Annotated in this window: 23 protein-coding genes; 6 read left to right on the top strand and 17 right to left on the bottom strand. The window is 65.6% G+C overall.

Annotated elements, in window-relative coordinates:
- Positions 1 to 7: 7 nt before the first annotated feature.
- On the bottom strand, positions 8 to 1063 hold the full coding sequence (locus G6N35_RS02385) for a TIGR03857 family LLM class F420-dependent oxidoreductase (protein WP_163802792.1): 1056 nt from the start codon (positions 1061 to 1063) through the stop codon (positions 8 to 10).
- On the bottom strand, positions 1060 to 1512 hold the full coding sequence (locus G6N35_RS02380) for a nuclear transport factor 2 family protein (RefSeq protein ID WP_246224170.1): 453 nt from the start codon (positions 1510 to 1512) through the stop codon (positions 1060 to 1062). Before G6N35_RS02380 ends, G6N35_RS02385 begins: the two co-directional genes overlap by 4 nt.
- A 99-nt stretch (positions 1513 to 1611) precedes the next feature.
- Here G6N35_RS02380 and G6N35_RS02375 point away from each other — a divergent pair, with 99 nt between their 5' ends.
- The 5 genes from G6N35_RS02375 (at position 1612) to G6N35_RS02355 (ending at position 7130) form a co-directional block, all read left to right on the top strand.
- Complete coding sequence (locus tag G6N35_RS02375) at positions 1612 to 2700, top strand: phosphotransferase family protein (RefSeq protein ID WP_163802791.1); 1089 nt, start codon at positions 1612 to 1614, stop codon at positions 2698 to 2700.
- A gap of 27 nt (positions 2701 to 2727) precedes the next feature.
- A complete protein-coding gene (locus G6N35_RS02370) occupies positions 2728 to 3324 on the top strand; it encodes a TetR/AcrR family transcriptional regulator (protein ID WP_163802790.1) in 597 nt (198 codons plus the stop codon).
- A gap of 94 nt (positions 3325 to 3418) precedes the next feature.
- Positions 3419 to 4579, top strand: a complete 1161-nt coding sequence (locus tag G6N35_RS02365; protein WP_163802789.1) for an acyl-CoA dehydrogenase family protein — start codon at positions 3419 to 3421, stop codon at positions 4577 to 4579.
- 243 nt (positions 4580 to 4822) lie between these two features.
- The gene (locus G6N35_RS02360) at positions 4823 to 5974 is read left to right on the top strand and encodes an acetyl-CoA C-acetyltransferase (protein WP_163802788.1); all 1152 of its coding nucleotides are present in this window, start codon (positions 4823 to 4825) and stop codon (positions 5972 to 5974) included.
- A gap of 4 nt (positions 5975 to 5978) precedes the next feature.
- Positions 5979 to 7130, top strand: coding sequence for an acyl-CoA dehydrogenase family protein (locus G6N35_RS02355; protein ID WP_163802787.1), 1152 nt, complete (start codon positions 5979 to 5981; stop codon positions 7128 to 7130).
- Positions 7131 to 7287: 157 nt separating this feature from the next.
- On the opposite strand, the gene G6N35_RS02350 is transcribed toward G6N35_RS02355, so the two are convergent.
- The 13 genes from G6N35_RS02350 to G6N35_RS02290 all read right to left on the bottom strand — a co-directional run bounded on the left by G6N35_RS02350 (position 7288) and on the right by G6N35_RS02290 (position 20495).
- Positions 7288 to 8565, bottom strand: coding sequence for a cytochrome P450 (locus tag G6N35_RS02350; protein WP_163802786.1), 1278 nt, complete (start codon positions 8563 to 8565; stop codon positions 7288 to 7290).
- Between the two features lie 62 nt (positions 8566 to 8627).
- Positions 8628 to 10217 carry an FAD-dependent oxidoreductase gene (locus G6N35_RS02345; RefSeq protein WP_163802785.1) on the bottom strand — a complete coding sequence of 530 codons (1590 nt, stop codon included), beginning with the start codon at positions 10215 to 10217 and terminating at the stop codon, positions 8628 to 8630.
- A gap of 28 nt (positions 10218 to 10245) precedes the next feature.
- Complete coding sequence (locus G6N35_RS02340) at positions 10246 to 10443, bottom strand: ferredoxin (RefSeq protein ID WP_163802784.1); 198 nt, start codon at positions 10441 to 10443, stop codon at positions 10246 to 10248.
- Positions 10443 to 11843 (bottom strand): aldehyde dehydrogenase family protein, encoded by a 1401-nt coding sequence (locus tag G6N35_RS02335; RefSeq protein WP_163802783.1) that lies wholly within the window; start codon positions 11841 to 11843, stop codon positions 10443 to 10445. Before G6N35_RS02335 ends, G6N35_RS02340 begins: the two co-directional genes overlap by 1 nt.
- Before the next feature lie 6 nt (positions 11844 to 11849).
- Positions 11850 to 12641 (bottom strand): coniferyl-alcohol dehydrogenase, encoded by a 792-nt coding sequence (locus G6N35_RS02330; RefSeq protein ID WP_163802782.1) that lies wholly within the window; start codon positions 12639 to 12641, stop codon positions 11850 to 11852.
- 27 nt (positions 12642 to 12668) lie between these two features.
- Complete coding sequence (locus tag G6N35_RS02325) at positions 12669 to 14207, bottom strand: acyl-CoA synthetase (RefSeq protein WP_163807420.1); 1539 nt, start codon at positions 14205 to 14207, stop codon at positions 12669 to 12671.
- Between the two features lie 4 nt (positions 14208 to 14211).
- Positions 14212 to 14616 carry an SCP2 sterol-binding domain-containing protein gene (locus G6N35_RS02320; RefSeq protein ID WP_163802781.1) on the bottom strand — a complete coding sequence of 135 codons (405 nt, stop codon included), beginning with the start codon at positions 14614 to 14616 and terminating at the stop codon, positions 14212 to 14214.
- Positions 14617 to 14767: 151 nt separating this feature from the next.
- Positions 14768 to 15487 carry a hypothetical protein gene (locus tag G6N35_RS02315; protein ID WP_163802780.1) on the bottom strand — a complete coding sequence of 240 codons (720 nt, stop codon included), beginning with the start codon at positions 15485 to 15487 and terminating at the stop codon, positions 14768 to 14770.
- 16 nt (positions 15488 to 15503) lie between these two features.
- On the bottom strand, positions 15504 to 16337 hold the full coding sequence (locus G6N35_RS02310; protein WP_163807419.1) for an HpcH/HpaI aldolase/citrate lyase family protein: 834 nt from the start codon (positions 16335 to 16337) through the stop codon (positions 15504 to 15506).
- The gene (locus tag G6N35_RS02305; RefSeq protein ID WP_163802779.1) at positions 16334 to 17656 is read right to left on the bottom strand and encodes a phytoene desaturase family protein; all 1323 of its coding nucleotides are present in this window, start codon (positions 17654 to 17656) and stop codon (positions 16334 to 16336) included. The genes G6N35_RS02310 and G6N35_RS02305 overlap by 4 nt, the downstream gene beginning before the upstream one ends.
- 23 nt (positions 17657 to 17679) lie before the next feature.
- Complete coding sequence (locus G6N35_RS02300) at positions 17680 to 18840, bottom strand: acyl-CoA dehydrogenase family protein (protein WP_163802778.1); 1161 nt, start codon at positions 18838 to 18840, stop codon at positions 17680 to 17682.
- Between the two features lies 1 nt (position 18841).
- Positions 18842 to 20053 (bottom strand): enoyl-CoA hydratase-related protein, encoded by a 1212-nt coding sequence (locus G6N35_RS02295; protein ID WP_163802777.1) that lies wholly within the window; start codon positions 20051 to 20053, stop codon positions 18842 to 18844.
- Positions 20043 to 20495 carry a MaoC family dehydratase gene (locus G6N35_RS02290; protein WP_163802776.1) on the bottom strand — a complete coding sequence of 151 codons (453 nt, stop codon included), beginning with the start codon at positions 20493 to 20495 and terminating at the stop codon, positions 20043 to 20045. The genes G6N35_RS02295 and G6N35_RS02290 overlap by 11 nt, the downstream gene beginning before the upstream one ends.
- A 201-nt stretch (positions 20496 to 20696) precedes the next feature.
- Here G6N35_RS02290 and G6N35_RS02285 point away from each other — a divergent pair, with 201 nt between their 5' ends.
- Positions 20697 to 21725, top strand: a complete 1029-nt coding sequence (locus G6N35_RS02285; RefSeq protein WP_163802775.1) for an MBL fold metallo-hydrolase — start codon at positions 20697 to 20699, stop codon at positions 21723 to 21725.
- Here G6N35_RS02285 and G6N35_RS02280 read toward each other — a convergent pair.
- Both G6N35_RS02280 and G6N35_RS02275 read right to left on the bottom strand, forming a co-directional pair.
- On the bottom strand, positions 21722 to 23431 hold the full coding sequence (locus tag G6N35_RS02280; protein ID WP_163802774.1) for a class I adenylate-forming enzyme family protein: 1710 nt from the start codon (positions 23429 to 23431) through the stop codon (positions 21722 to 21724). The genes G6N35_RS02285 and G6N35_RS02280 overlap by 4 nt on opposite strands.
- Positions 23428 to 25053, bottom strand: a complete 1626-nt coding sequence (locus G6N35_RS02275) for a class I adenylate-forming enzyme family protein (RefSeq protein WP_163802773.1) — start codon at positions 25051 to 25053, stop codon at positions 23428 to 23430. The genes G6N35_RS02280 and G6N35_RS02275 overlap by 4 nt, the downstream gene beginning before the upstream one ends.
- Position 25054: the final 1 nt, after the last annotated feature.

Below are 25054 nucleotides of genomic sequence, written 5' to 3'. Positions count from 1 at the left end.
CAGCCGGTCACCGCCCGTGCGCGGCGTAGGCATCGACGATCGGCGCGAGTTCCACCGGGGTGGCACCGTGCAGAATCACGCCGTCGGCACCGAGGCCGATCTGGTTGCGCACCGCGGCAGCACACCGCTCGGGTGAACCGCTCGCAGAAGGCGCCAGCCATTCGTCCGGTAGCAGCGTGGCAATGTGTTCCAACTGTTCGACCGTGGTGGTCGGACTGTCGATGACCTGAATGCCGTTGGTATGAAAACTCTGGACCACGGAATCTTCCCGGAAGCGCTTGAGCACGGCCGGATCCCAGTCGTTGGTGCGCACCAGAAGATCTCCATACCCCTGCAGATAGGTTGCCAGGCGCCCAACCGACTTGCGCAACCGTTGCTCGGCAGGGATGTGGTCGCCGATCGTGGCGAAGCAGGACCAGACTTTGACCGTCTCAGGATCCCGCCCGGCCACTTCGGCGGCCTGCTTGACGGTCCGGACACAACGACTGAGGGTTTCGTCGGTGAAGAACGTGTGCAGCACCACCTGATCGAACGCCCGCCCGGCCAGCCGAAGCGAGTTGGGCCCGAACGCGACGATGCCGAGCGGGATCTCGTCGTTGTAGTCCGATCCGAGTTTCAGCGCAGGATAGGAACCCAGAGGGCCTTCGTAGCCGACAATCGTTTCCCCACTGAAGAGCCGACGCATCAGGTGAGCGAAATCCTCCATCTGCGCGGTGGTGACCTCGGACATACCGAATGCGCGCTGCAGGGCCGGGATTCCGCGGCCGATCCCGAGGGTGAATCGACCTTCGGTGAGCCGGCTCATCGTCAAGGCGTAGGCGGCGGTGACGATCGGATGACGAGTGTTGTGGTTGGTCGCCGCCGTCGCGATACCGATGTCGGTGGACACGGCCCCGGCCGCGCCGGACAGGGTGGAAGCCTCCTTGGTGTTGAATCGCTCCGAGATGAATACCTGCCCGAGCCCGATGTCCTCGGCCAGCCTGACCTCGTCGATGAGCTCACGTGGCGACTCCGGTTGTCCGCCAAGGGTGTAGAAGCCCAGCTCCGGAAAGCGAACGGTCACAGACTGAACTCCTTTGCCTCGGGCCAGCGTCCCTGGTCGTGGCTGTTGTTCCAGACCTCGACGATCAGACCGTTCACCACTCGGAAGACTTCGATCGACGCGATCGAACCGGCCGCACCCTCGTGCGTGCGGAAATCGGCTTGGTAGACGATGGTGCACAGCTCTCCGTCGACCACCGTGTGCAGCAGATCGAAAGTGACCGTCCGGACTTCGCTCCACAGATCGCGCACCCGTTGGACGGCCATGTCGTGGGTCAGGACGTGGCGCACGCCGGGTTCGTGCCGAACAACTTCGGCGCCGATGATTTCGTGGGCGATCTCGTACTTCTGCTCGTTCCAGAGTTCGTAGTTGTATCGCTGCACGGTCCGTAATGTCTGGCTGCCCAGATCCACCGGCTGCCGGCCAACATCTTCGGGCCGCCCCGATGCGGACTCACCAACTGATTCCACTGAGACATCCCATCGAGATCGGGCACCGCTGGGTCCGGTACGTGGCTGGGCTCATAAAACATACTTGCTTGTGAGCAAGCACACAAGTACGGTCGGCTCATGTCTACGGCACAGTGGCCCCGCGCAATTGACGACATCACCGCACCGTGGCTGACCGCGAAGCTGCGGGAATCGGGTGCTCTCTCCCCCACCGACGATGTCGTCGATGTCCGCCCTGAGCCGATCGGTGAAGGCGTCGGCTTCCTGTCTCACCTGTTCCGTCTGCATCTCACCCAGTCCGGCAACGGACCCTCGACTGTCGTGGTGAAGCTGCCAACGAGCACCGATTACCTCCAGTTGGCAATGGCCATCGGCGCCTACAAGCGCGAGATCGCCTTCTACGCCGACGTAGCACCCAGCTGTCCGTTGCGGACGCCAGCTGTCCATGCCGCCGAAATCAACTCAGAAGAAACAGAATTCGTGCTATTGATCGAAGATCTCGGGCATCTCGAAAATGGCGACCACCTTGCCGGAATCCCCTACGACCGAGCTCGAGCCATGATCGACCAGCTGGCGATGTTCCACGGCTGGGCCTGGAACCGGACCACCGATCGCCCCGACCTCGCCGCTTTCGAACCCATCGACTCTCCCCGCAACGCGGCGATCTACGGGCTTGGGATCGCGGCAGGCTGGGAGACGTACCGCCCGAAAGCCCGGGTACCCATTCCGGCCGGAGTGCCCGAGCTGATCGCGAACTGGTCCGAGATGCTGCCCACCATGCTCACAGCGCTCGCCGAACCGGCGACGGTGGTCAACGGCGATCTGCGCGTGGACAACCTGTTCTTCGACGCAGACGGATCGGCCACCATCGTGGATTTTCAGATGACCCTGCTTGGTGCGGGTATCTGGGACGTCGCATATCTGGTCGGCCAGGGTATGACCATCGAGGAACGCGGCGGCCGGGAGCGTGAATTGGTCCGGCGCTACGTGGACGACCTCAACGACCTCGGTATCGCATACCCGTTCACGCAGGCATGGCGGCAGTTCCAGCTCTCCGCCATCGTGCAACTCACCATGCCCCTGACCGCAGGGACGTCTTGGGATCAGCTCAACGACAGGGCTCACGAACTCCTGCATGCGCTCAACGAACGTGCGCTGGCCATCATCGCCGATACCGATGCCCTGTCGGCACTCGCCGGCCTGAGCTGAGCCCGGCACACGTGAGACCATGCGGTCATGCGGACACAACGGGAACGAGTCGCGGAATCCTCGCGTCGACTGGCCGCTGCCGCCATCGAACTGATCGCCGAGCAGGGATTCAGCCGGACCACAGCAAAAGACATCGGCATCCGTGCCGGCTACAGCCGGGCGATGCTCGCCGAACGCTTTGGCACCAAAGAGGCACTCTTGGACTATGTCCTCGCCAAGTACTACCAAGAGCGGATTGCCGTACGAACCGACCCGGGCCCCACTGCGCTCGACGCTCTGCTCAGCCCGCTGGACGCGCTGATTTCATTCGCGCGCGATGACCCGGACACCCTGCGCGCGATGTTCGTGATCAGCTTCGAAGCCGTCCACGACGCCGAGGTGATTCGCCCTCGCATCACCAGCCAGTTGCAGACCCTGCGTACAGATCTGGCCGCCGCCGCCAGCGCGGGACAGGCGGACGGGTCCATCGTCGACACCAGGACTCCGTCCGACATCGCCGCCGATCTGATGGCGACCGGCATCGGCCACGCCTTTGCATGGGTTGTCGGCATGGCCGGCGCCGACATTGCCGAAACACTGGAACGGGCACGCGATCAGGCGCGCGCAGCCCTCACCCCAGCGTGAGGGTGTGGTCACGGGCGCGCCGGAGGACTCCTCGCACCGCCTGGGCGACGGCACATTATTTAACATGAAATAAAAACAGCGGTATGGTGCCGTCATGCCGAATCTGCTGACCGAGGAAGAGAACCTGCTCGTCGAGACCGTCCGGTCATTCATCGACCGGGACGTCAAGCCGACCATTCGAGACGTCGAGCACGCCAACACCTATCCGGAGGCGTGGATCGAACAGATGAAGCGGATCGGTATCTACGGACTGGCCGTGCCCGAGGAGTACGGCGGGTCACCCGTCTCGACGGCCTGCTACGTGCTCGTCACCCAGGAGCTGGCCCGCGGCTGGATGAGCCTGGCCGGCGCGATGGGCGGCCACACCGTCGTGGCCAAGCTGATCTCGCTGTTCGGCACCGAAGAACAACGCACCACGTACCTGCCGGCGATGGCGACCGGCGATCTGCGCGCCACGATGGCGCTGACCGAACCGGGTGGCGGTTCGGATCTGCAGAACATGATCACGACGGCGCTACCCGTCGATGGCACCGACGAGCTGGTCATCAACGGGTCCAAGACGTGGATCTCCAACGCCAGGCGCTCCGGGCTCATCGCCCTGCTCTGCAAGACCGACCCCAAGGCCACTCCGAAGCACAGCGGCATTTCGGTGGTGCTGGTCGAACACGGCCCGGGGCTGACGGTATCCCGCGACCTTCCCAAGCTCGGCTATAAGGGGGTAGAGAGTTGTGAGCTGTCCTTCGACGACTACCGCATCCCCACATCGGCGATCCTCGGCGGCGTGCCCGGCAAGGGATTCGGGCAGATGATGAAAGGCCTTGAGACCGGCCGTATCCAGGTCGCCTCGCGGGCTCTCGGCGTAGCCACCGCCGCACTCGAAGACGCCCTAGCCTACGCCCAGGACCGCGAGAGCTTCGGGCAGCCGATCTGGAAACACCAGGCCATCGGCCACTACCTGGCCGACATGGCAACCAAGCTGACGGCGGCCCGCCAGCTCACCCTGCACGCCGCGCAGCGGTATGACAGTGGCGAACGCGCCGATATGGAGGCCGGCATGGCCAAGCTGTTCGCCTCCGAGGTCGCCATGGAGATCGCCCTGAACGCCGTGCGCATCCACGGCGGCTACGGCTACTCGACGGAGTACGACGTCGAACGCTACTTCCGCGACGCACCGCTGATGATCGTCGGCGAGGGCACCAACGAGATCCAGCGCAACGTCATCGCTGCGCAGCTGGTGGCCCGCGGAGGCATTTGATGCCGACATCAGACGTGGGAGGCATCTGATGCCGACATCAGACGTGGGAGGCATTTGATGCCGACATCCGACGCTGGAGGCATCTGATGCCGACATCAGACGTGGGCGGCATGTGATCCCACGAGGCTCCGAAGCCCGGCGCGTCACCCCCATCGGGGTGGCGCGCCGAATGCTCTACGGCCGCTTCGCCAGGTCTGACCTCAAGCCTTTTCCTGTTTTTGATTCTATGTTAAATTAATCCGCATGACTGAGGCTTTCATCGTTGATGCAACTCGAACCGCGGTAGGCAGGCGCAAGGGCGGTTTCGCCGACGCCCATCCCGCCGATATGGCCGCGCACGTCATCAAGACAATCGTCGGACGAAACGACATCGATCCGGCCGCCATCGACGATGTGATCCTGGGCTGCCTGGACAACATCGGCTCGCAGGCGGGCGATATCGCGCGCACCTCCGCCCTGGCCGCCGGCCTGCCGGAGTCCGTCCCCGGCGTCACGATCGACCGTCAGTGCGGTTCGGCGCAGCAGGCCGTACATTTCGCCGCCCAGGCCGTGATGAGCGGAACGTCGGATCTGATCATCGCGGGCGGCGTGCAGAAGATGAGCCAGTACCCGATCCTGTGCGCGTTCAACGCCGGTGAGCCCTTCGGGTCGTCCGACCCGTGGACGGACTGTGAAGGCTGGCAGGCACGCTACGGCGACCAGGAGATCTCACAGTTCCGCGGCTCGGAGATGATCGCCGAGAAGTGGAAGCTCAGCCGCGAGGACAACGAACGCTTCGCACTGGAGAGCCATCGCCGCGCACTGGAGGCGATCGCCGAGGGACGGTTCACCCGCGAGATCACCGAGTTCAAGGGCATCAGCGTCGACGAGGGCCCCCGCGCCGACACCTCGCTGGAGAAGATGGCGACCCTGCCCACCCTGGTCGAGGGTGGTGTGCTGACAGCCGCGGTGGCCAGCCAGATCTCCGACGGCGCCGCCGCACTGCTGGTGGCATCGAAAGCGGCCGTCGATCGATTCGGCCTCACCCCCCGGGCCCGCATCCACCACATGTCCGTGCGGGGAGCCGATCCGGTGATGATGCTGACCGCCCCGATCCCGGCCACCGAGCACGCACTCAAGCGCGCCGGGATGTCGATCGACGACATCGACACCGTCGAGATCAACGAGGCGTTCGCGCCCGTCGTGCTCGCCTGGCTGGCCGACATCGGAGCCGATCCGGCCAAGGTCAACCCCAACGGCGGCGCCATCGCCCTGGGCCATCCGATCGGATGCACCGGCGCCCGCTTGATGACCACCATGCTGCACGAACTCGAGCGCACCGGCGGCCGCTACGGCCTGCAGACCATGTGTGAAGGTGGCGGTCAGGCCAACGTCACGATCATCGAACGGCTCTGAGCCCATGAAGAGATCACTTTACGACGCCGACCACGAGGCATACCGCGAGACAGTCCGGGAGTTCCTGGCTCGCGAAGTCGCTCCCCACCAACACGACTGGGACAACGAACGGTGGATCGACCGCTCAGTGTTCGGTAGAGCGGCGAAGTCCGGGATCTATGCCCTGCAGATCCCCGAGGAGTACGGCGGTGCCGGAGAGAACGACTACCGGTACCGGATGATCGTCTGTGAAGAGGTCGCGCGGATCAATGCGCTGTCCTTCGGCCTGACGGTGAGCCTGCAGGACGATCTGGTGCTGCACTACCTGATCGACCTGACCAACGACGAACAGAAGGCGCGCTGGCTGCCGGGATTCGCCGCAGGTGAGCTGATCGGTGCGCTGGCCATGACCGAACCCGGTGCCGGGTCGGATCTGCGCGGCATCCGCACCACCGCCCGCCAAGAGGGCGACAACTGGATCCTCAACGGGCAGAAGACATTCATCTCCAGCGGGATCATGTCCGATGTGCTGGTGGTCGCCGCCCGGACCAATCCCGAAGGTGGATCGAGCTCGCTGAGCTTGTTCGTCGTCGAGCGGGATACCCCCGGTTTCGAGCGCGGCCGCAAACTCGACAAGATCGGCCTGCCCGCTCAGGACACCTCGGAGCTGTACTTCCGCGACGCGGTCGTGCCCGCGGCGAATCTGCTGGGCGAGGCCGGAAAAGGCCTGCAGTACTTGATGAGTCACCTCCCCCGCGAGCGGCTCGGGGTCACCGCCAAGGCGATGGCCACCACCCGTGCCATCTACCAAATGACCGTGGAGTACTGCCAGAGCCGGCAGGCTTTCGGCGCACCGCTGACCGACAAGCAGCACATCCGGTTCGAATTGGCTGACATGTCCACCGAGATCGACGTCGCTGAGGCGTACACCGACAAGAGCGTACTGGCCTACAACGCCGGCGAGCTGAGCCCGGTCGACGCAGCCAAGGGTAAGTGGTACGTCAGCGAACTGCAGAAACGTGTCATCGACCGTTGCCTGCAGCTGCACGGCGGCTACGGCTACATGCTCGAATACCCGGTGGCGCGAGCCTATCTCGACACCCGCATCCAAACGATCTACGGCGGCACGACGGAGATCATGAAGGAGATCATCGGACGCGAGATCGCGGCAGGCTGATCACCGCGGCTCGGACAAGCGAGGCCGTCGGCGCTGACACCAGCGTCGACGGCCTCGCTGTTTGCCGTTGTTGCGGCAACGTGCCGACACAAAGGACGAACGACCGCGGCCGACGTGATGTATCCGGCCGCGGTCGTTCGTCCCGATGCGGAGTTCGCTAATCCAGGGTGTAGGGCAGGTGCTTGACCGCGGTGATGAAATTGCCGGTCAAATACTCGGGTTCACCCACCCGCAGGTTCGGCGCACGGGTGATCAGCTCGCGGAAGATCGACTCCAGCTGCATCTTGCCCATGAACGCGCCCATGCAGAAGTGTGGGCCGCCACCCCCGAAGCTGAGGTGCGGGTTCGGCGAGCGGGTGATGTCGAAGGTGTAGGGGTCGGCGAAGACTCGCTCGTCGCGGTTGGCTGAGGAGTACACCATGGTCACCCAGTCCCCCTGCCGGATGTGCTGGCCATGCAGTTCGGTGTCTTGGGTCGCGGTGCGACGGAAGGTCATGACCGGCGTGGTCCACCGGACGAACTCCTCGATCGCCAGCTTGATGTGCCCGTCGAAGTCCTTCTGCAGCAACGCCTTCTGCTCGGGAAAGCGATCCAGCGCGATCGTGGAGAACGTGGTCGTGGTCTTGGTGGTGTCGTTTCCGGCGACCGAGAGCAGGACGAAGTAGGGGCCGAGTTCGTCGTCGGTGAGCCTGCGGCCGTCGACTTCGGCCTGCACCAGCGAGGTCATCAGGTCGTTCTCGGGCTTCTCCCGCCTCGCCTGGGCCAGACCCATGCCGATATCGAGCAGGCCGACCAGGGAGTCGGTGAGGACCTCGCCGGGCTCACGCCCGGCCGCGACGTCGGGGTCGGCCCACGAGACCATGCCCTCGGCAAGCTGCGCCGCGTGGTCGCGTTGCTCCTCGGGCAGCCCGAGCATGTCGTAGATGGTCCACATCGGCAGCCGCTTGGAGACCTGCTGGACGAAATCGCCGTCCTTGGTCTCGAGGAGATCGTCGACGATCGACTTCGCCTGGTGGTCGATCTGGTCCTTGATCTTGGCGACCTGGCGCGGGGTGAAGACGGAACTGACCAGCCGGCGCAGGCTGGAATGCGCCGCGCCGTCCATGCCGAGGAAGGATTGCGTGGCGTCGAGCATCTCCTCGGGTACCGCCTCGAAGGTGATGCCCTGACCCGAGCAGAAGAGCTCGGGGTTCTTGCTGACGTAGGCGACGTCCTCGTGTCGGGTGACCACCCAGACGCCGTCGATCTCCGGCTCCATCATCGAGCCCTCGATCGGACGGTGCCAGCTCACCGGGCGTTCGTTGCGCAGGATCTTGAACGCCTTCTCGCGCTCGTCGAAGCTCTGCGCCCAGAAGTCGAGCGACGAGATGCTCACCGGGTCGAAAGGTGGGCGCTCGGTGCTGGTCGACGAAGCGGTGCCGAGTTGGGTACTCATACTGCTGCCTCCACGGGCTTTCGCGATCGGTTGTAGTGGGGTTCGGGGGTTTTCGGGGGTTGTCAGGGGACGCTGGCGGCCGCCAGTAGGGCATCGCGGTCGACGATCTTGACCCGCGGGCGTGATGCCTGCGCCCCCAGTCGCCGCTCGAGACCGTCGATCAGATGCCAGCCGGCCAGATCGACGACGGCCACCCCGCTTTCGCTCAGAGCCTCGGCATCCAGGCGGGCCGGCTGCTCCGGTTCGGGCAGGGCTCCGTTGCGGACGTCGGCGAGCAGGTTGGCGACAGTCTCCCTGGCGCACAACCTGTTCGTGCCGATGACGCCCTTGGGTCCCCGCTTGATCCAGCCGATCACGTAGACGCCCGGCACCACAGCACCGGCATCGACCACGCGACCGCCGTCATTGGGGACCAGCCCGGCTTCTTCGTCGAACGGCAGGCCGTCGATCGGGGTGCCGCGGTAACCGATCGAGCGCAACACCAACGATGTCTCGATGGGGTGGCTACCGCTCCCATCGGCGACCTCGACGCCCTCCACACGATCGACTCCCAGCACCCGCACGGGACGTGTCCCGAACCGCAGCACGATGCGCCGGTTGTCCGGATTCGTTGCGCGCCCGGCATATTCGCTGACGATGTCGAACTTCAGCGCGCGCTCGTGATCATCGGGCCGCTCGCCCAGCTCGCCCTCCACGACGACATCCACACCGGGGATGCCACCGAGCGCCAGCAGTTCGCCGACCGAGAACGCACCGTCGGCGGCACCTCGCCGGCCCAGGATGACCACCTCACGCACACCGCTACCGGCCAGCTGCTGCAGCGCGTGATCGGCGATGTCAGTGGCGGCCAGTTGGTCGGCATCCAGAACCAGCATCCGGGCCGCATCGAGTGCCACGTTGCCGTTGCCGACGATCACCACGCGCGAACCACTGAGGTCCACCTCCAGCCCGGCAAGGTCGGGATGACCGTTGTACCAGCTCACGAAGTCGGCAGCGCCCATGTTGCCGGGCAACTGTTCGCCGGGGATGCCCAGATCGCGGGTACGGGAGGCGCCCACGGCGTAGATCACCGCATCGTGGGTGGCCATCAACTGTTCGTGGGTGACGTCACGTCCGACCGTCACGTTGAAGAAGCACCGGACGTTGGGACTGGCCAGCGCGGTCTCGAACACATCGACCACGTCTTTGGTCCGCTGGTGGTCGGGGGCGACACCGAAGCGCACCAACCCGAACGGTGTCGGAAGACGGTCGAACACATCGACTTCCACGCCAGCGGTCAGCGCCAGGTCTGCAACGGCGTAGCACGCGGCCGGACCGGCACCGACGACTGCCACCCGCAGCGTGTCACGCCCCAGTACAGCGGGTTCCCACTTCGCCGGGTTCGGCCGGACCACCAGCGGTTCGGCGGCGAAGTAGTCGGCGTTGATCGTGGTGAATCGCGCCTGCGACTGCGGAACGTCGTCCTCGTGATAGATCGCGCCTACCGGGCAGACCGCCTCACATGCCCCGCAGTCCACACATGTCGTGGGATCGATATAGAGCATGGGTGCGGCCGTCCCGTCCGGACCGGGAACGGGCCGGATGCAGTCGACGGGACACACCGGGACGCAACTGGCGTCGGTGCAACAGTTCTGGGTGATGACGAAGGCCATGGGCATGCCTCTCTAGCGGGCCGGCGGTTCAGTCTTCGATGGTGATCGCGCCGGTGGGACAGTTGGATGCGGCTTCGGCGGCCAGGCTCGGGTCGGCACCGGCATGGTCATCCGCGGTGGCCAGCACGTGCGACTGGCCGTCCTCGCCGATCTCGAAGAGGTCGGGCGCCAGCATTTCGCACATCCCGATGCCCGAGCACTTGGTGGTGTCGACGCGGATCTTCATCAGAAGACCTTTCGCATGATCTTGATCGCCCGATCGGTGTAGGGCGGGTACGTCAGCTTCAGATCCGGCTTCGCGGTCTTGGCCAGCACGGCACGACGGTGGCTCAGCGCCTCGAACCCCCAGCGGCCGTGATACTGGCCCATTCCGCTGGCCCCCACTCCCCCGAATGGCAGCTGGGGAACCAGACAGTGCATCGCGACATGGTTGATCACCGCACCACCGGAGGGGATCGCGTCGACCAGTTCACGTCCCAACCGCTGTGAGTTCGTGAACACGTAGAGCGCCAGCGGTTTGGGCCGCGAATTCACGAATTGCACTGCCGCATCGGTGGAGTCGACAGCCAGGATGGGCAGGATCGGACCGAAGATCTCATCGGCCATCACCGGGTCGGTGGGCGACGGATCCCTGATGACCGTCGGATCGACTGCCAACGTCGAGACGTCGGTACCGCCGCCGGTGACGATGCGTCCGGTGGTGGCCTGGATCAGTCCCGAGATCCTGTCGAACTGTCGCTGGTTGACGATCCGCTGGCCCTTGTCGGATTCCTCGGAGCGGAATGCCGCGATGGACTCGACGACCTTCTCGGTGAAGGTATCGACGACTGCCCGATCAGCCAGGACGTAATCCGGGGCGATGCAGGTCTGCCCCGAGTTCAGCAGCTTCACCCACGCCACCCGACGGGCGGCAACATCGAGGTCCGCGTCGGCGGTGACGATCACCGGGCTCTTGCCGCCCAGTTCGAGGGTGACCGGGGTCAGGGTGGGAGCGGCTGCGGCCATGATCTTGCGGCCAATCTCCGTTCCACCGGTGAACAGCACGTGATCGAACCCCTGGGCGATCAGGCTCTGGGTGGTGTTGGCGTCACCCTCGACCACCTGAACAGCCTGTGCATCAAGATATTTGGGCACCAGCTCCGCCAGGAGTGCAGAGGTGGCCGGAGCCAGCTCCGAGGGCTTGAGGACGGCGCAGTTGCCGGCGGCAACCGCCGCCACCAGCGGGGCCATGCTCAGATAGAACGGGTAGTTCCACGGTCCGATCACCAAGACGACGCCCAGGGGGTCGTACTGTACCCAGCCCCGACCCGGGAGCTGGGCCATCGGCAACGGCCGGCGGCTCGGCCGCATCCACTTCTTCAGATGCTTGCGCGCATAGGCCGCCTCGCCCTTGGTGGAGGCGATATCACCCAGCCACGCCTCGACTGGCGGGCGGCCCAGGTCCTCGGCCAATGCCTGGGCGATCGCCGGCTCCTGCTCGTCGCACATCGCCTCGATGGCGCTGAGCTGATCGAGCCGCCACTGCAGTGGCTTGGTTCGCCCCATCGAAAACATCTGGCGCAATCCGGGAAGAACCGCCTCGGCTCGATCGTCCACCGGCCGTGGGGTCAGCGCGTTGATTGTCATCGGCCCTCAGATTTCCGGCGCCGCGACCACTCCGGTAGCCACCGCCCCGGAGATCCCGCCGTCGATGGCCAGCGCCTGGCCATTGACCCACCCGGACTCATCGGATGCCAGGAACAGCAGCACCGAGGCAACGTCCTCGGGCTGGGCATGCCGGCCGAGCAGATCCTTGACACCATCAAGGGTGTCCTTGCCCATCGACTCCTCGAAGTCGACCAGGATCGGCGTCTCGACCGGGCCCGGCAGCACGGCGTTGATGCGGAATCCCATCTGCCCGAAGGCCAGTCCCATCGACATGGCGTAGACGGTGCTGAACTCTTTGGAGAAGTTGTAGGCGTTGCCCTGCTGCGGATTCTCCTTGAACCAGGCCGCACCCTCTTCGAACGTGTCGGTTGCCAGCACGTCGCGCAGCGCCTCCAGGCGCAGCGGCCAGCCGAAGCCGGCCGTCGACGACACGATGGTCACCGTGCCACCGGGCACCAGACGCTCGAAGAACGCCTCACTGAGGTGCCGCACCGCCAGGCTGTTGACGGCGAAGACCAGATCCGCCGGCGCCGTCCCGGGAATGCCCGCCACGTTCATCAGTCCGTCGTAAGGTCCCTCCAACGCTTCCAGCGCCGCATCGATGTTGCGCGGGTTCGACAGGTCCACCTCGATGTGCTTGGTGACCTTCGCCGTTGGGGTGTTGCGGTCCAGGCTCGTCACCAGGGCGCCTGCCGCCAGCAACTGCTCGGCAACCGCATGTCCGATACCGGACGCGGCGCCGGTGACCACGTAGTGCTTGCCAGTGAAGTCTGTCATCGTTGTTCTCCGCTCAGTCATGGGGCGCTATCGGGTGGACGCTGCGTATCGCTGCAGCAGTAGCCGCTTGGCCAACTTTCCGGTTGCCAGCCGCGGAAGTTGATCGATGAAGTCCACGGTTCGGGGCGCCTTGTAGTGCGCGATGCGCTCCCGGACGTAACCGATGAGCTCGGCGGCCAGTTCGTCGCTGGGCTCCTGGTCGGCCGCCAGCTCGACAACGGCCTTGACCTGCTCGCCCATCTCGGGGTCGGGCACCCCGATAACCGCGACGTCGGTGATCTTCGGATGCAATGCCAAGACGTTCTCGATCTCCTGGGGATAGATGTTTACCCCGCCGGAAATGATCATGAACGCCTTGCGGTCGGTCAGGAAAAGATAGCCGTCGGCATCGACATACCCCAGATCACCCACCGTTGACCAGTTGTCGTGCTCGGGATGCCTTGCCGCCCTGGTCTTCTCAGGATCATTGTGGTAGTCGAACGGTGCCCGGTCGCGTTCGAAGTAGATCGTACCGACCTCGCCCGCTGGGAGTTCAACCCCCTCGTCGTCGCAGACGTGGAGAATGCCCAGCGCCGCCCGGCCCACAGATCCCCGCTTGCTCAGCCACTCTGCGGTGGTGACGACCGTGGTGCCGTGACCTTCGGTGGCCCCGTAGTACTCGACGAGAATCGGCCCCCACCAATCGATCATCGCCTGCTTGACGTCGGGCGGGCAGGGTGCGGCAGCATGCACCGCCAGCCGCAGCGAAGACGTATCGAAGGAGTCGCGCACCTCGGCGGGCAGCCGCAACATCCGGATGAACATGGTCGGCACCATCTGGGTCACCGTGATGCGGTGCTGCTGGATCGCCGTGAGCACGCCCACCGGATCGAACTTCTCCATCAGTACGACGGTTCCGCCCAGACTGTGCACTCCCCCGCACCATTTCAGTGGCGCAGCGTGATACACCGGCGCCGGCGACAGGTAGCGGTCATCGGCGCTGATGCCGAAGGCGTGGGCAAGCATGCCGACCAGGGGCTCGCCGGGTTCGTCGACCTGGATGCCGAGCAGGTGCGGCTTGACGCCCTTGGGGCGGCCGGTCGTTCCCGACGAGTACAGCATCTCCGACCCGCGGGGCTGATCCTGCAGCGGCTCGAAGGAGTCGTTGATCAGCACCTCATAGGACTGATAGCCGGTCACCTCGCCACCGAAGCAGTATCGATGACCGACGGCCGCCGTGAGTGTCGCGACGTCCTCGGCCAAGTCGCGGACGCCAGCCGAGGCGAACAACACCCGTGCGCCAGAATCGTTGACGATGTAGGCCGCTTCATCGGCGCTGAGGTGCCAGTTGACTGCCGTGATGTAGAGCCCGGAACGGATTGCCGCCCAATACACCTCGAAGACGGCGGGGGAATTGTCCGACAACAGCGCAACCACGTCGCCGGTTCGCAGGCCGGCGTCGTACAGCGCGCGCGCGATCGACGCCGAGCGCCGCTCGAGTTCGGCGTAGGTCAGCACCCGTCCCGACTCGGCCATCACGACGGCCGGTCGGTCCGGAGCCGAAAGGGCATGGATACCGGGGAACATCAGCTCAGGCCAGGAGGTCGTCGCGGCCGTCGGCTTTGAGTCGCTCGACATAAGTGGGATAGAGCTTCTTACCCATCGGCGCGATCTTCAGCAGGCTGGCGACGTTGCCGTCCACCTTGATCTTCTTCTTGGCCATCGCCAAGGGCAGGTTGACCTTGCCCTGCCAGTAGGCGTTGCCGAGGTCGGCGGTCATCGACATGGTCGCCGACGGCGCCGGCCCACCGGCCAGTCCCTCCTGCACCTTCTTGTTGCCCATATCGATCAGCACGACCGAGTCGGGATCGGTGAAGTCGAAGGCGACAACGAGTCCAGTGGCCTCGAGTTTCGGACCGATCTCAGGATCGGTGAACGCTGCCTCGAAGATTCCGCCGATGTACTTCACGACCTCGGCCGAACTGGCGAACCCCATCGTTCTCCTTAATTTACTCTAGATTCAAAACTGCGGTGTAACTATGCTCACACCTTCATCCCGATAAGTCAATCTTGCGGCGAGCGCCTCTGTCCCTCGGGAGCATAAGCACTGGCAGCCATGCCTTTTAGGCAGAAATCTCCGGTCGAAACTAGGCGGTTGGGACAGCAGCCGTCCCGGCCTCTTCCCTACCCTGCTCATCGTCCTTCAGGGCTGCGTTGCGCAGCACCAGCCCCATCGCGATCAGGAAAATGGCGTAGGTGGTCAGCGCCAACCAGAACACGAAGATGCCCCGCCACGAGAACGGGCCGCTGTGGAAGAAGAAGGCCAACGGATCGGGCAGGAAGGACGCGGCGATCCAGAAGTTCAGGTAACCGACCCAGCGCGGCACGGTGCGGTTGTCATCGCGCAGGATGGCCACTCCGATGGAGATGTTCTGGATGATGAACGGGACTATGGGCGTGAGGAAGAGCAGCCAGGTGATGTCGTTGAGGGTGACGGTGATCTCGGGATTGCGATCGGGCCGGAACGTGATGACGGTCATGAGCAACATGGGAAGCAACAGCAGCACCGCGGTGCCCGCGCCGGCGACGAGCTGGATCAGCGCGAGCAACGGGTTTTTCCGATCCATCCGCAGCATGCGATAGCCGATCAGGGCAATCAGCGGGATGACCAGGCACACGCCGAGCCCGGCGATCACCAGCCCGGCGGTCACCCGAGCGCCGCCGCTGTAGAAGCTCACCACTTCGGCGGTGGTCGATGACGACCCGAGCGGGAACGGGAGAACCCCCGATATCAGCCAGCCGATGAACGCCACGATGACCGTGGCCGGACCACACCACGCACAGACAAGCTGGGTCCCACGAGACATGTTCAACTGCATTCCTTCACCCCACTGTTCGATTCGGCGATCTGCTCGCGATGCGTCTGGCCCGGTCGACCACCGGCTTGTCCACCATTCGCCCGTCGACCACACAGACCTCACCGTCCGCGGCCGCCGCCAGCACTCGACCGGCCCACAGGACCTCGGCCGCCGACGGAGCGAAACCCTCGTTGACGCCCGCCACCTGCGCGGGATGGATGCACAGCTTCCCGCCGAACCCCAGCCGCACCGCATGTGCCACGTCGGCGAGCAGTGCGGTGTCACCGCTGATATCGGTGGTGACACCGTCGAGCGGCGCGGCGCACCCCGCCACTGCCGAGCCCAGGACGACTGCACTGCGGGCGTGCTGCAGGGCGTCGGCGGCGTCGGGATCGACCCCGAGTTCGGCGGCCAGGTCGATGCTGCCAAAGGCGGCTCGGACCACTGCGTCGACGTTGCAGACCGACGCGCACGCATGCACACCCGCGGCCGTCTCGATGAGCGCGATCAGTGGCGTATCCGGTCCCAGCGCAGCGGCTACCTCGGTGAGCTGCGCTGCGCTGTGCGCCTTGGGAACCATCACTGCACAGTCGTGTCCGCACACCGCGGCCAGATCGTCGGCACACCAGGGCGTGTCAGTTCCGTTGATCCGCACCACCACCGGAGTTGCCGCGGCACCGAGAAATTCAGCCACCGCCGCCCGGGCGGTCTCTTTGTGGCCCGGGGCAACGGCATCTTCGAGGTCCAGCACGACGAGGTCCGCCCCACTGCGGACGGCCTTCTCGAATCGATCGGGCCGGTCGCCGGGAACGAACAGCAGACTCTTGGCCGACGCTACGCGCTCGGCGAGCGCAGTCAGCTCCGCACCGCCACGCGCTGGCTGGCAACGATCTTGTCCACCACCAGCTTTGCGGTTTCGGCACAGGCGGTGGTACCGCCGTTGGCGTACTCCTTGACCCCGTCACCGACGTTCCACAGGCCCTCGACCGGCGTCTCGTGGGTCAGGTCGTAGCCGGCGACGGCACGCTGCGGGGGCCACTCGTCCCGGGTGGTGGCGACGTTGAGGATGCGAGCACGCCGGTCGAAGTCGCTGATGTTGTCGCGCAGATCCTGCATCAGCAGCTCGGTCTCGGCCGCCTCGTCGAAGTCTCCGGTGGGGTTGTCCGGCACCGAGGTACCCACGTACAGATTCCAGCCCGGCGGAGCCATTTCGGGGCACACGTCGGTGAAGTTGGCGATGTAGGCCAGCCGGCGTGACTTGGCGAAGCTGAGCATGCCCGGCACGTCGATGAGGCGCTCCTGGCTGGCGAAGTTGACCGAGATCATCGACGTCGGCCGGTCCGCCTTGCGGACCTGCTCCAGGTAGTCCGCGGGGACGCCGTCCTCGCCCAGCAACCCGACGGTGCCTGCCGGCCCGATGTCGCTGATGACCACCGGCGCCTCGATCCGGACGGTCTGACCGTCACGGACGGCCTCGATTCCGGTTACCGCGTTATCGTCATTGCGGTGGATCTTGGTCGCGGGCGTCGACAACCAGATCTCGCCGCCGTTGGCCACCACCGCGTCGGCCAGCGCGCGCCAGATCCCGATCGTGCCTTCGGGGTGGAAGCCGAACCGCTTGAACGCGCTCTTGCGGGTGAAGTAGGTCAAGAAGACCCGCGCCGGCAGATCCTGCGACCCCACGGCGAAGACGGATGCGCACATATTCCGGAAGATCCCGTGCACACCTTCGTTCTTGGTGTACTTCGACACCCAGTCGGCGGTGGACAGTTCGTCTTCGGGGAGCCCGGAATCGTTGCGAGCGGCGCCGATTCCCTTGACCAGCTTGGCCCCCTGACGGGTGAGCTTGCTGAGCAACATGCCCCAGCCACCGCCGGTGACGTCGACGTCCTTTCCGCCGATGCGGTACAGGATCGGAGGTTTGGGCTCCCGGATGTCGAACCGCGCTCCCACCTCCTCGCACGTCTCCTGGGTGATACCGCCGACCTCGATGACGATCGCACCGACGTTCACCTTGAACCCGTCGATATCGTCGGTCGAGGCGCGGCCGCCAACCTTGTCCAATCGTTCGACGACCAGGGTGCGGTAGCCCTGCTTGGTCAGTCGGGCCGCGGCAAACAGACCGCCGGCTCCGGCACCGATCACCACGGCGTCGAAGTTGTTGTCGTGTGACGTCATTGTCGTACTCCTCGGGTGCAGGGTCAGTAGGAACGCGGCAGACCCAGCGAGGTCTGCGCGACGAAGTTGAGCACCATCTCCCGGCTTACCGGGGCGGTGCGCATCAGGCGGGTGACGAACCAGAGCTCGGACAGCCCGTACTCGTGGGCCAGTCCGTTGCCGCCGTGGGTCTGGATCGCCTGATCGAGCGCCTTCAGGGCGGCGTCGGAGGCCGCGAATTTGGCGATGTTGGCCGCTTCACCGGCGGGCTGGCCGGCATCGAACTGCTGGGCGCTGAGTGCAGTGGCCAGCCGGCTGAGCTCCACGGCGATGTGGCTTTCTGCGACCGGGTGTGCGACGCCCTGATGGGCACCGATCGGTGTGGACCAGACCTTGCGCTCCTTGGCGTAGGCCACTGCCTTGTCGACGGCGTAGCGGCCGATGCCACCGCACAGCGCGCCGACCAGGATGCGCTCGGGATTCAGACCGTCGAACACCTGACGCAGACCGTTGCCGGCCTGACCGATCAACGCGTCCTCACCCACCTCGACCTCGTCGAGGAAGACGGTGAACTGACGGTCCGGGGACACGATCGAGGTGTCGATCTGCTGGAAGCTCAGCCCCTTGGCATCCGTCGGCACGACGAACAGGGAGAGCTTGGACTTCTCCGGGGTCGAGTGGTCGGCGTCACGAGCCACCACCAAGACGGCATCGCACTGGTCGATCGCCGAGATGTAGTACTTCGAGCCCGAGATCACCCAGCCGTTGGCGGTCTTGCGCGCCGTGGTCTTGACGTTATGGCTGTTGGAGCCGGCGTCCGGCTCGGTGAGGCCGAACGCCATCTTCTGGCTGCCGTCGGCGATGCCGGGCAGCCAGCGTCGCTTCATCTCCTCCGAGCCGTGCATGGCCACGATGCAGCCACAGATCGCCGGGGAGATGACCCAGATCAGCAGTGGCATGCCGTGGGCGGCCAATTCCTCGACGACCACGACGGCCTCGGCCATCCCGCCACCGCCCCCGCCGTACTCCTCCGGAAGGTGAACACCGAGCAGCCCGGAGGCGCCGAGGTCCTTCCACAGTTCCTCGATGTCCCGGCCTTCCCGGCCCCGCTTCAGGAAGTATTGCGCCCCATAGCGTTCGGCGATCCCGGCGACGCTCTCCCGGATGGCGCGGTGCTCGTCACTGTCGGTGATCAGTCCGGTCATCTCATGCTCCTTCGAACGATGCTGTGTGCCGTTCCGCGAAAGCGGCGATGGCGCTGGCTGCATCCCGGGTGTCCCCGGTGGTCTTCGTTCCGCGGAGCTCGCCCTCGAGCTGCCGCGGCAGATCGTTGTTCCAACTCTCCCGCAAGAGATTTCGCATAGTGCCGTATGCCACCGTCGGTCCCTGGGCAAGCTCGCGAGCCAGAGCCGTTGCCCGATCGCGGACTTCGCTGGCCGGAACGATCTCGTTGACCAGACCCCAGTCGAGCGCCTCCTGGGCACTGATCGGCGTATTGCGCAGATACGCCTGTGCCGCACGTCGCGGACCGATCAGCCGCGGCAGGTGATACGTACCCCCGCCGTCACCGGAGAGTCCGATGGCGGCAAAAGCCGTGACGAACCGCGCGTCATCGGCAGCCACCACCAGGTCGGCGGCATAGATGAAGCCCAGTCCACCGCCGGCCACCGCGCCGTGGGCCGCGGTCACGATCGGAACGTGAAGCCGACTCAAGATGTCGAACGTCTCGTGATAGGGAGCGATCATCTTCTCGAACAGGGCACTGTAGCCCTGCCCCTTGTTGTCGAGGAAGTAGCCGATATCGCCGCCGACGGTGAGGGCGGGGCCGTTCCCGCAGATGAGGAGCGCGCGCACCGTGGGATCGGCGGCGACGCGGCGCGCGACGTCGAGAAACTCTTCGGCGAGCCGCAGATTGATGGCATTACGGTGGTCGGGCCTGTTGAGGCAGACCGTGGCCAACCCGTCTTCGACGCGATAGTCGATGGTCTGCAGCCGCTCGTCGCCGTCGAGGGCCGCGCGCCACGCCGCGGTGTCGGTGAGTTGGGTCAGGGTGGCGATGCGCCCCTGGTCGTCGAACGACAGGATGTGCACGAATGCGGCGTCGAGCTGCGCCTTGGATCGGCGCGCGGTGCCGCGGTAGGTGCCGATGACCAGTAGCCGGCCGTCCTCGAGGGTCTGGAAATCGGCAGCTTCGGCACGGGCCTTGAAGTGCTCGCCGATGCGCCACCACAGATTGGCGCGCATGGCCTCGGCGCCGACATGGGTGCCACCCATGTCCAGCGGCAGCCCCTGGGCGGCGTGGCCGACGAAGTCTGGCGCCAAGAGCTGACCGAGTGCGTGGGCATCGCCGGTGGCCAGCGCTTGGTAAAGCGCCTGGGCCGCAGCGGCCTTGGCGTCGCGACTCACCTCAACGGACATAGCGGATGATGGATTCGATCACGGCGGCGGGCTTGGCAGCACCTTCCACCTCGATGGTCGTCACCATCGTGGCCTGTGCGCCGCCGTCGACCGCATCGACCTGGGCGATCCGCGAGGATGCCCGCAGCCGGGCACCGACCGGAACCGGGGTGATGAAACGGACCTTGTTGAAGCCGTAGTTGATCGCCATGGTGACGTTGTCCACCCGGTAGAGGTGGTGCATGAAGCGGGGCAGCAGCGACAAGGTCAGCAGACCGTGCGCGATCGTCCCGCCGAAGGGCCCGGAAGCGGCGCGCTCGGGATCGACGTGAATCCACTGATGGTCATCCGTCGCGTCGGCGAACACATCGACCCGCTTCTGGTCGACCTCGAGCCACTCGGTAGGTCCCAGTTCGGTACCCGCCGAAGCCTCGAACTCCGCCAGGCTGTCGAACACCTTCATACCGTGATCCATCCCTTTCTCCGACACGTCGAGACCCGCTGCCGTCGGCAGTACCGCGCTCACTCACAACACCAGTTTAATCCCTATTCGAATCGCCACTTCACCGCAATGAAGGGCCTCTATCAGGGATGCACTCTCACCATAACACCATTTTCTAGTATGTGTTAAATTTCTTCCGCGACGATCAGGAGGGCTTCCCGGATGTCAGGAACACCGGTCACGGCAGCCGCCAACGGCCTGGAGACCATCACCGACGACGTGGCGTGCATAGCCCTGCCGTTACCCCTGCCGGACCTCCGATCCGTCAACACCTACGTCCTGCACTCCCCTGCCGACGGGGTCACCCTGGTTGATCCGGGCTGGGCATTCCCACCCGCTGAGACCGCACTGACCCAGGCGCTCGACTCGCTGGGATACGTCATCAGCGACGTCGACCGGATTGTCGTGACCCATCAGCATTGGGATCACTACTCACTGGGGGTGCGGTGGCGGGACCGGTACGGCATCGAGCTGATGCTCGGACGCGAAGAGCGCCACAGCATCGAGTCCTTCGCCAGGCTTCCCCACGAGGTGCATCCGACCCAGGTGCCGCAGCTTCGGCGCGCCGGGGCTGATGAGCTCGCCGCCGAGATCGACGCGCTCGACTGGGAGCCCTACGAGCTCGGTGTGCCGTTCACGTTCCCGGATCGCTGGCTCGACAACGGAGATGAAATCGACTGCGGGGTCGCGACGATTACCGTGCGCGCCACCCCCGGCCATACCAGGGGCCATGTCGTGTTCGAGGACTCGGCACGCGGACTGATCTTCACCGGCGACCACCTGCTGCCCCGGATCACGCCGTCGCTCGCGTTCGAACGGGCACCGCAGCAGTTGCCGTTGCGCTCCTACCTCGATTCCCTGCAGCTCGTCCTGGACTTGCCCGATGCCAGGATGCTGCCGGCACACGGGGCCACCGATCGCACCACCCACGAGCGGGCCGAGGAACTGCTTGATCACCATGGCACCCGGCTGCAGGTGGTTGGCGACCTGGTCGCGGCCGGGCGTTCACGCTCCGTTGACGTCGCCACCGAGATGCGTTGGACACGAGAAGAACTGGACCTCGGTGCACTGGGCCCCGTGCACCGGATGATGGCGGTGCTGGAGGTTCAGGCACATCTGGACCTGCTTGAATTCCGGGGTTTGGTGGCCGGTACCGATGTCGACGGTGTCCGGCACTATCGGGTGGCCTAACCGGACATCGCACTGAGCTGCTGTACCAGCCGGAATTTCTGCACCTTGCCGGTCGGTGTTGTGGGCAGCTCATCGGCGGCGAGGAACACCACCTGCTTGGGTACTTTGAAGCGGGCCAGATTCTGCCGGCAGACGTCGAGCACCTCCCGCTCGGTGATGTGACGACCTGCGACCGGGACCACCACCACGCACCCGATCTCGCCCCAGCGCTCATCGGTGAGACCTACGGCGAAGACCTGACTGATGTCCGGATGCGCGACCAGCAGATCCTCGATCTCCTTGGGCATCACCAACTCGCCGCCACTCTTGTAGAGCTCCTTGCTACGACCAGTCACCTGCAGGTAGCCATCGCTGCGGACGCGGCCCAGATCGCCGGAGTGTAGCCAGCCGTCACGAATGGCGAGCGCGGTGTCCGGCGGCCGGTTCCAGTACCCCAGCATGGTGGTGGGACCGTTGGAAATCAGTTCGCCCTCGGCACCCGGCGGCAGGGCGGCGCCGGTCGACGGGTCCACTGCCCGGTAGGTCACCAGTGCATCGGTACCCGGGACCCCGGCTGCCGCCGCGATCTTCGGGCGCCCCACCGTGTCGGTCAGCACCTCCAGCGGATCCTCGGGCAGGGTGAGGGTCATCGCCCCGCCGCACTCGGTCATCCCGTAACCGGTGACGATCTCGGTGACACCGAAGTCACGAACAAACCTCTGCCACAACCACATCGGCGCGGGAGCCGATCCACACAGGATCGCCTGCAGCGAACTCAGGTCGTAGTCCCCACGTACCGGACTTTCCACCATGGCGACGGCCATCGTCGGCACGCACAAGAGATCGGTCGCACCGTGCTCCTGGATCCCGCGAAAGTAGCCCTCGGCACTGAACGTCGGTTGCAGCACTACAGCGCCTCCGACGAACATCACCGACAGCAGGCCTTCGATGTAGCCGAACATGTGGTAGCAGGGCAGCGAATACAGCACTCGCCGACCGTCTTGGTAGGCACGGGTCAGCGCCGACGCATAGGCGGTGCGCAAGACCGCGTCGTGTGACACCACGACACCTTTGGGGGAACCGGTGGTGCCGGAGGTGTAGAGAATGTCACCTGCTTCGAGCGGATTCACCTGCGGAGCAATCATTCCCGGTCCATCCATGGCACCGAGATCCGCGACGTTCATCGCACCGTCGCGGGGCGTACCACCGGTGTCGAGCACCACCACCGCGCGAAGGCCCGGCACGGTGTCCGTGCCGTCAGGTCGATAGGCGAAGGCCGCGGTGTCCCATCCCGGCGCGATGCCGTCGAGCATCTGCTGATAGTCCAGCGTGCCGTATTCCGTCATGGTGACCAGCACCCGGCATCCGGAATCGGCCAGCACAAAGGCCAATTCGCTCTCGCGATAGAGGTAGTTGAACGGCACCGCGATCGCGCCCGCCCGCGCGATCGCGAACTTGATACTGACGAATTCCGGATAGTTGGCCATCAAGATCCCCACCCGGTCGCCGGGCCGCACCCCGAGCGCCGCCAGGCCGGCGGCCAACCGCCGCGACTCATCGCGCACCTGGGCGTAGGTCCACGACACCGCGTCGGCAAGGACGAACGGCCGGTCCGGATACTGCGCCGCGCAGCGATCCAGCCAGTCGGCCAGGCTCACCGGCTGCCAGGAGGCGAACCTGTCCCGCAACGATTGGCGGCGCTGCGGGATCGACGGACAGGCCGTCACAGCTCGTCCAGTTCGTCGGCAAGAGCGGCGGCACGCAGAGCGAAACGCTGAACCTTTCCCGTGGGTGTCGTCGGGAACGCTTCGGTGACAAACCAGCGCGCCGGGATCTTGTAGGACGGCAGCCGGTTCCGCGCGTGGTCCAGGAGGCTCTGGCGCAGCGCATCCCGTTCGCTGCCGGTGACGCGGCAGACCAGCCCGACGACCTCGCCCAGCCGCTCGTCGGGCAGGCCGATCGCCGTCGCCTCTACCACCTGCTCGTGCTCGGCGATCACCGATTCGACTTCGGCGGGGGCGATGTTCTCGCCGCCGCGGATGATGAGTTCCTTGAGCCTGCCGGTGACGGTGAGGTAGCCACGCTCGTCCATCGCACCCAGGTCACCGGTGCGGACGAAACCTTCCGAATCCAGCGCCGCGGCGGTGGCCGCCGGATCGTGCAGATACTGAACGAACTGCTGGTAGCCGCGAGCGCAGATCTCACCGACCTCCCCGGTGCCGACGGTGTCGCCGGTATCGGGATCGATCACTTTGCACTCCACCTGCGGTAGCGGTTGGCCCACCGTGGTCAGCCGGTCGCCGTGGCTGTCGGTCGGCCGGGTCACCGTCAGCACCGGTGCGAGTTCGGTCTGGCCGTAGAGGTTGAGGACGTTCGCCCCGAAAAGGTCCGCGGCCGCTTCGATCAGCTCGGCGGGGACCGGTGAGGCCCCACCCATGATCACGCTCAATCGTGCTGCAGGGAGGGCGGATACGCGTTGCTGACCCACCAGTGCATGCAGGATCGCCGGGACATAGAAGAGAACCGACACCTGCTCGTCGTGCAATGTCTGCAGAGCCGTCTGCGCGCCGAATCGCTCGCACAGGATCGCCGTGCCGCCCACCCACAGCGGGCCGAGCGTGCCGATCACACACCCCGCGGTGTGGAACAGCGGAAGCGGATTGAAACACCGCGCCCCGTTCGCCACCCCGCCGGCCTCCATCGTGAGCTTGGCGACATTGACCAGAGCACGGTGCGTCAGCAGCACTCCCTTGGGCCGGCCGGTTGTGCCCGACGTGTACTGGAGCATGACCGCAGCGTCCGGATCGTGCGGGGCGCGACCAGTGGAGACGGAGTCCGCCGACATCCAGAGATCGTTGTCGGACAACGAGATCCGCCGGACCCCAGGGATCTGTGCGCAGACCTGCGCGGCCACCTCCTCCATCGGGTAGTCGCGGCTGACGTCGGCATGCAACAGCAGCCGGGCCCCGCTGTGCCGCAGCGCATAGTCGAGCTCGTCATCGCGCAGCACTGGGTTGAGCGCCACCAGCAGCACGCCGGATAACGCGGCCCCGTACTGGATGACGGTCCATTCCAGGACGTTCGGCGCCCACAACGCCACCGGCTCACCCGGTTCCACGAGCGCGCTCAGCGCCGCCGCCACCCGGCCCGCCTCCTCGGCGAGCTGCGCATAGGTCAACCGCTCGAGGGCACCGGAACCGTGCCGGACCCCGACCACCGCCTCGCGCTGCGGGTGATCAGCTGCCCGCAGCTCCAGCAGCTCTCCGACGGTATGGTCGACCAACGGCACCGACCGATCCGCGGGCCGCGAGGCCGTCACCAACGTCGGAGTTTCCGACACGGCGCCCATC

The organism is Mycolicibacterium anyangense (assembly GCF_010731855.1).
GTDB classification, from domain to species: domain Bacteria; phylum Actinomycetota; class Actinomycetes; order Mycobacteriales; family Mycobacteriaceae; genus Mycobacterium; species Mycobacterium anyangense.
Note: the sequence above shows the minus strand (reverse complement) of the source record. Positions and strands in the feature narration are given on the sequence as shown.

Bases quoted from the DNA above. Each gene is read 5' to 3' on its own strand.
- G6N35_RS02300 (WP_163802778.1), bottom strand. From the start codon at position 18,840: ATGACCGGACTGATCACCGACAGTGACGAGCACCGCGCCATCCGGGAG.
- G6N35_RS02360 (WP_163802788.1), top strand. From the start codon at position 4,823: ATGACTGAGGCTTTCATCGTTGATGCAACTCGAACCGCGGTAGGCAGG.
- G6N35_RS02295 (WP_163802777.1), bottom strand. From the start codon at position 20,053: ATGTCCGTTGAGGTGAGTCGCGACGCCAAGGCCGCTGCGGCCCAGGCG.
- G6N35_RS02370 (WP_163802790.1), top strand. From the start codon at position 2,728: ATGCGGACACAACGGGAACGAGTCGCGGAATCCTCGCGTCGACTGGCC.
- G6N35_RS02340 (WP_163802784.1), bottom strand. From the start codon at position 10,443: ATGAAGATCCGCGTCGACACCACCAAGTGCTCGGGCATCGGGATGTGC.
- G6N35_RS02345 (WP_163802785.1), bottom strand. From the start codon at position 10,217: ATGGCCTTCGTCATCACCCAGAACTGTTGCACCGACGCCAGTTGCGTC.
- G6N35_RS02285 (WP_163802775.1), top strand. From the start codon at position 20,697: ATGTCAGGAACACCGGTCACGGCAGCCGCCAACGGCCTGGAGACCATC.
- G6N35_RS02315 (WP_163802780.1), bottom strand. From the start codon at position 15,487: ATGTCTCGTGGGACCCAGCTTGTCTGTGCGTGGTGTGGTCCGGCCACG.
- G6N35_RS02330 (WP_163802782.1), bottom strand. From the start codon at position 12,641: ATGACAGACTTCACTGGCAAGCACTACGTGGTCACCGGCGCCGCGTCC.
- G6N35_RS02375 (WP_163802791.1), top strand. From the start codon at position 1,612: ATGTCTACGGCACAGTGGCCCCGCGCAATTGACGACATCACCGCACCG.
- G6N35_RS02355 (WP_163802787.1), top strand. From the start codon at position 5,979: ATGAAGAGATCACTTTACGACGCCGACCACGAGGCATACCGCGAGACA.
- G6N35_RS02350 (WP_163802786.1), bottom strand. From the start codon at position 8,565: ATGAGTACCCAACTCGGCACCGCTTCGTCGACCAGCACCGAGCGCCCA.
- G6N35_RS02335 (WP_163802783.1), bottom strand. From the start codon at position 11,843: ATGACAATCAACGCGCTGACCCCACGGCCGGTGGACGATCGAGCCGAG.
- G6N35_RS02305 (WP_163802779.1), bottom strand. From the start codon at position 17,656: ATGACGTCACACGACAACAACTTCGACGCCGTGGTGATCGGTGCCGGA.
- G6N35_RS02320 (WP_163802781.1), bottom strand. From the start codon at position 14,616: ATGGGGTTCGCCAGTTCGGCCGAGGTCGTGAAGTACATCGGCGGAATC.
- G6N35_RS02365 (WP_163802789.1), top strand. From the start codon at position 3,419: ATGCCGAATCTGCTGACCGAGGAAGAGAACCTGCTCGTCGAGACCGTC.
- G6N35_RS02275 (WP_163802773.1), bottom strand. From the start codon at position 25,053: ATGGGCGCCGTGTCGGAAACTCCGACGTTGGTGACGGCCTCGCGGCCC.
- G6N35_RS02290 (WP_163802776.1), bottom strand. From the start codon at position 20,495: ATGAAGGTGTTCGACAGCCTGGCGGAGTTCGAGGCTTCGGCGGGTACC.
- G6N35_RS02325 (WP_163807420.1), bottom strand. From the start codon at position 14,207: ATGTTCCCCGGTATCCATGCCCTTTCGGCTCCGGACCGACCGGCCGTC.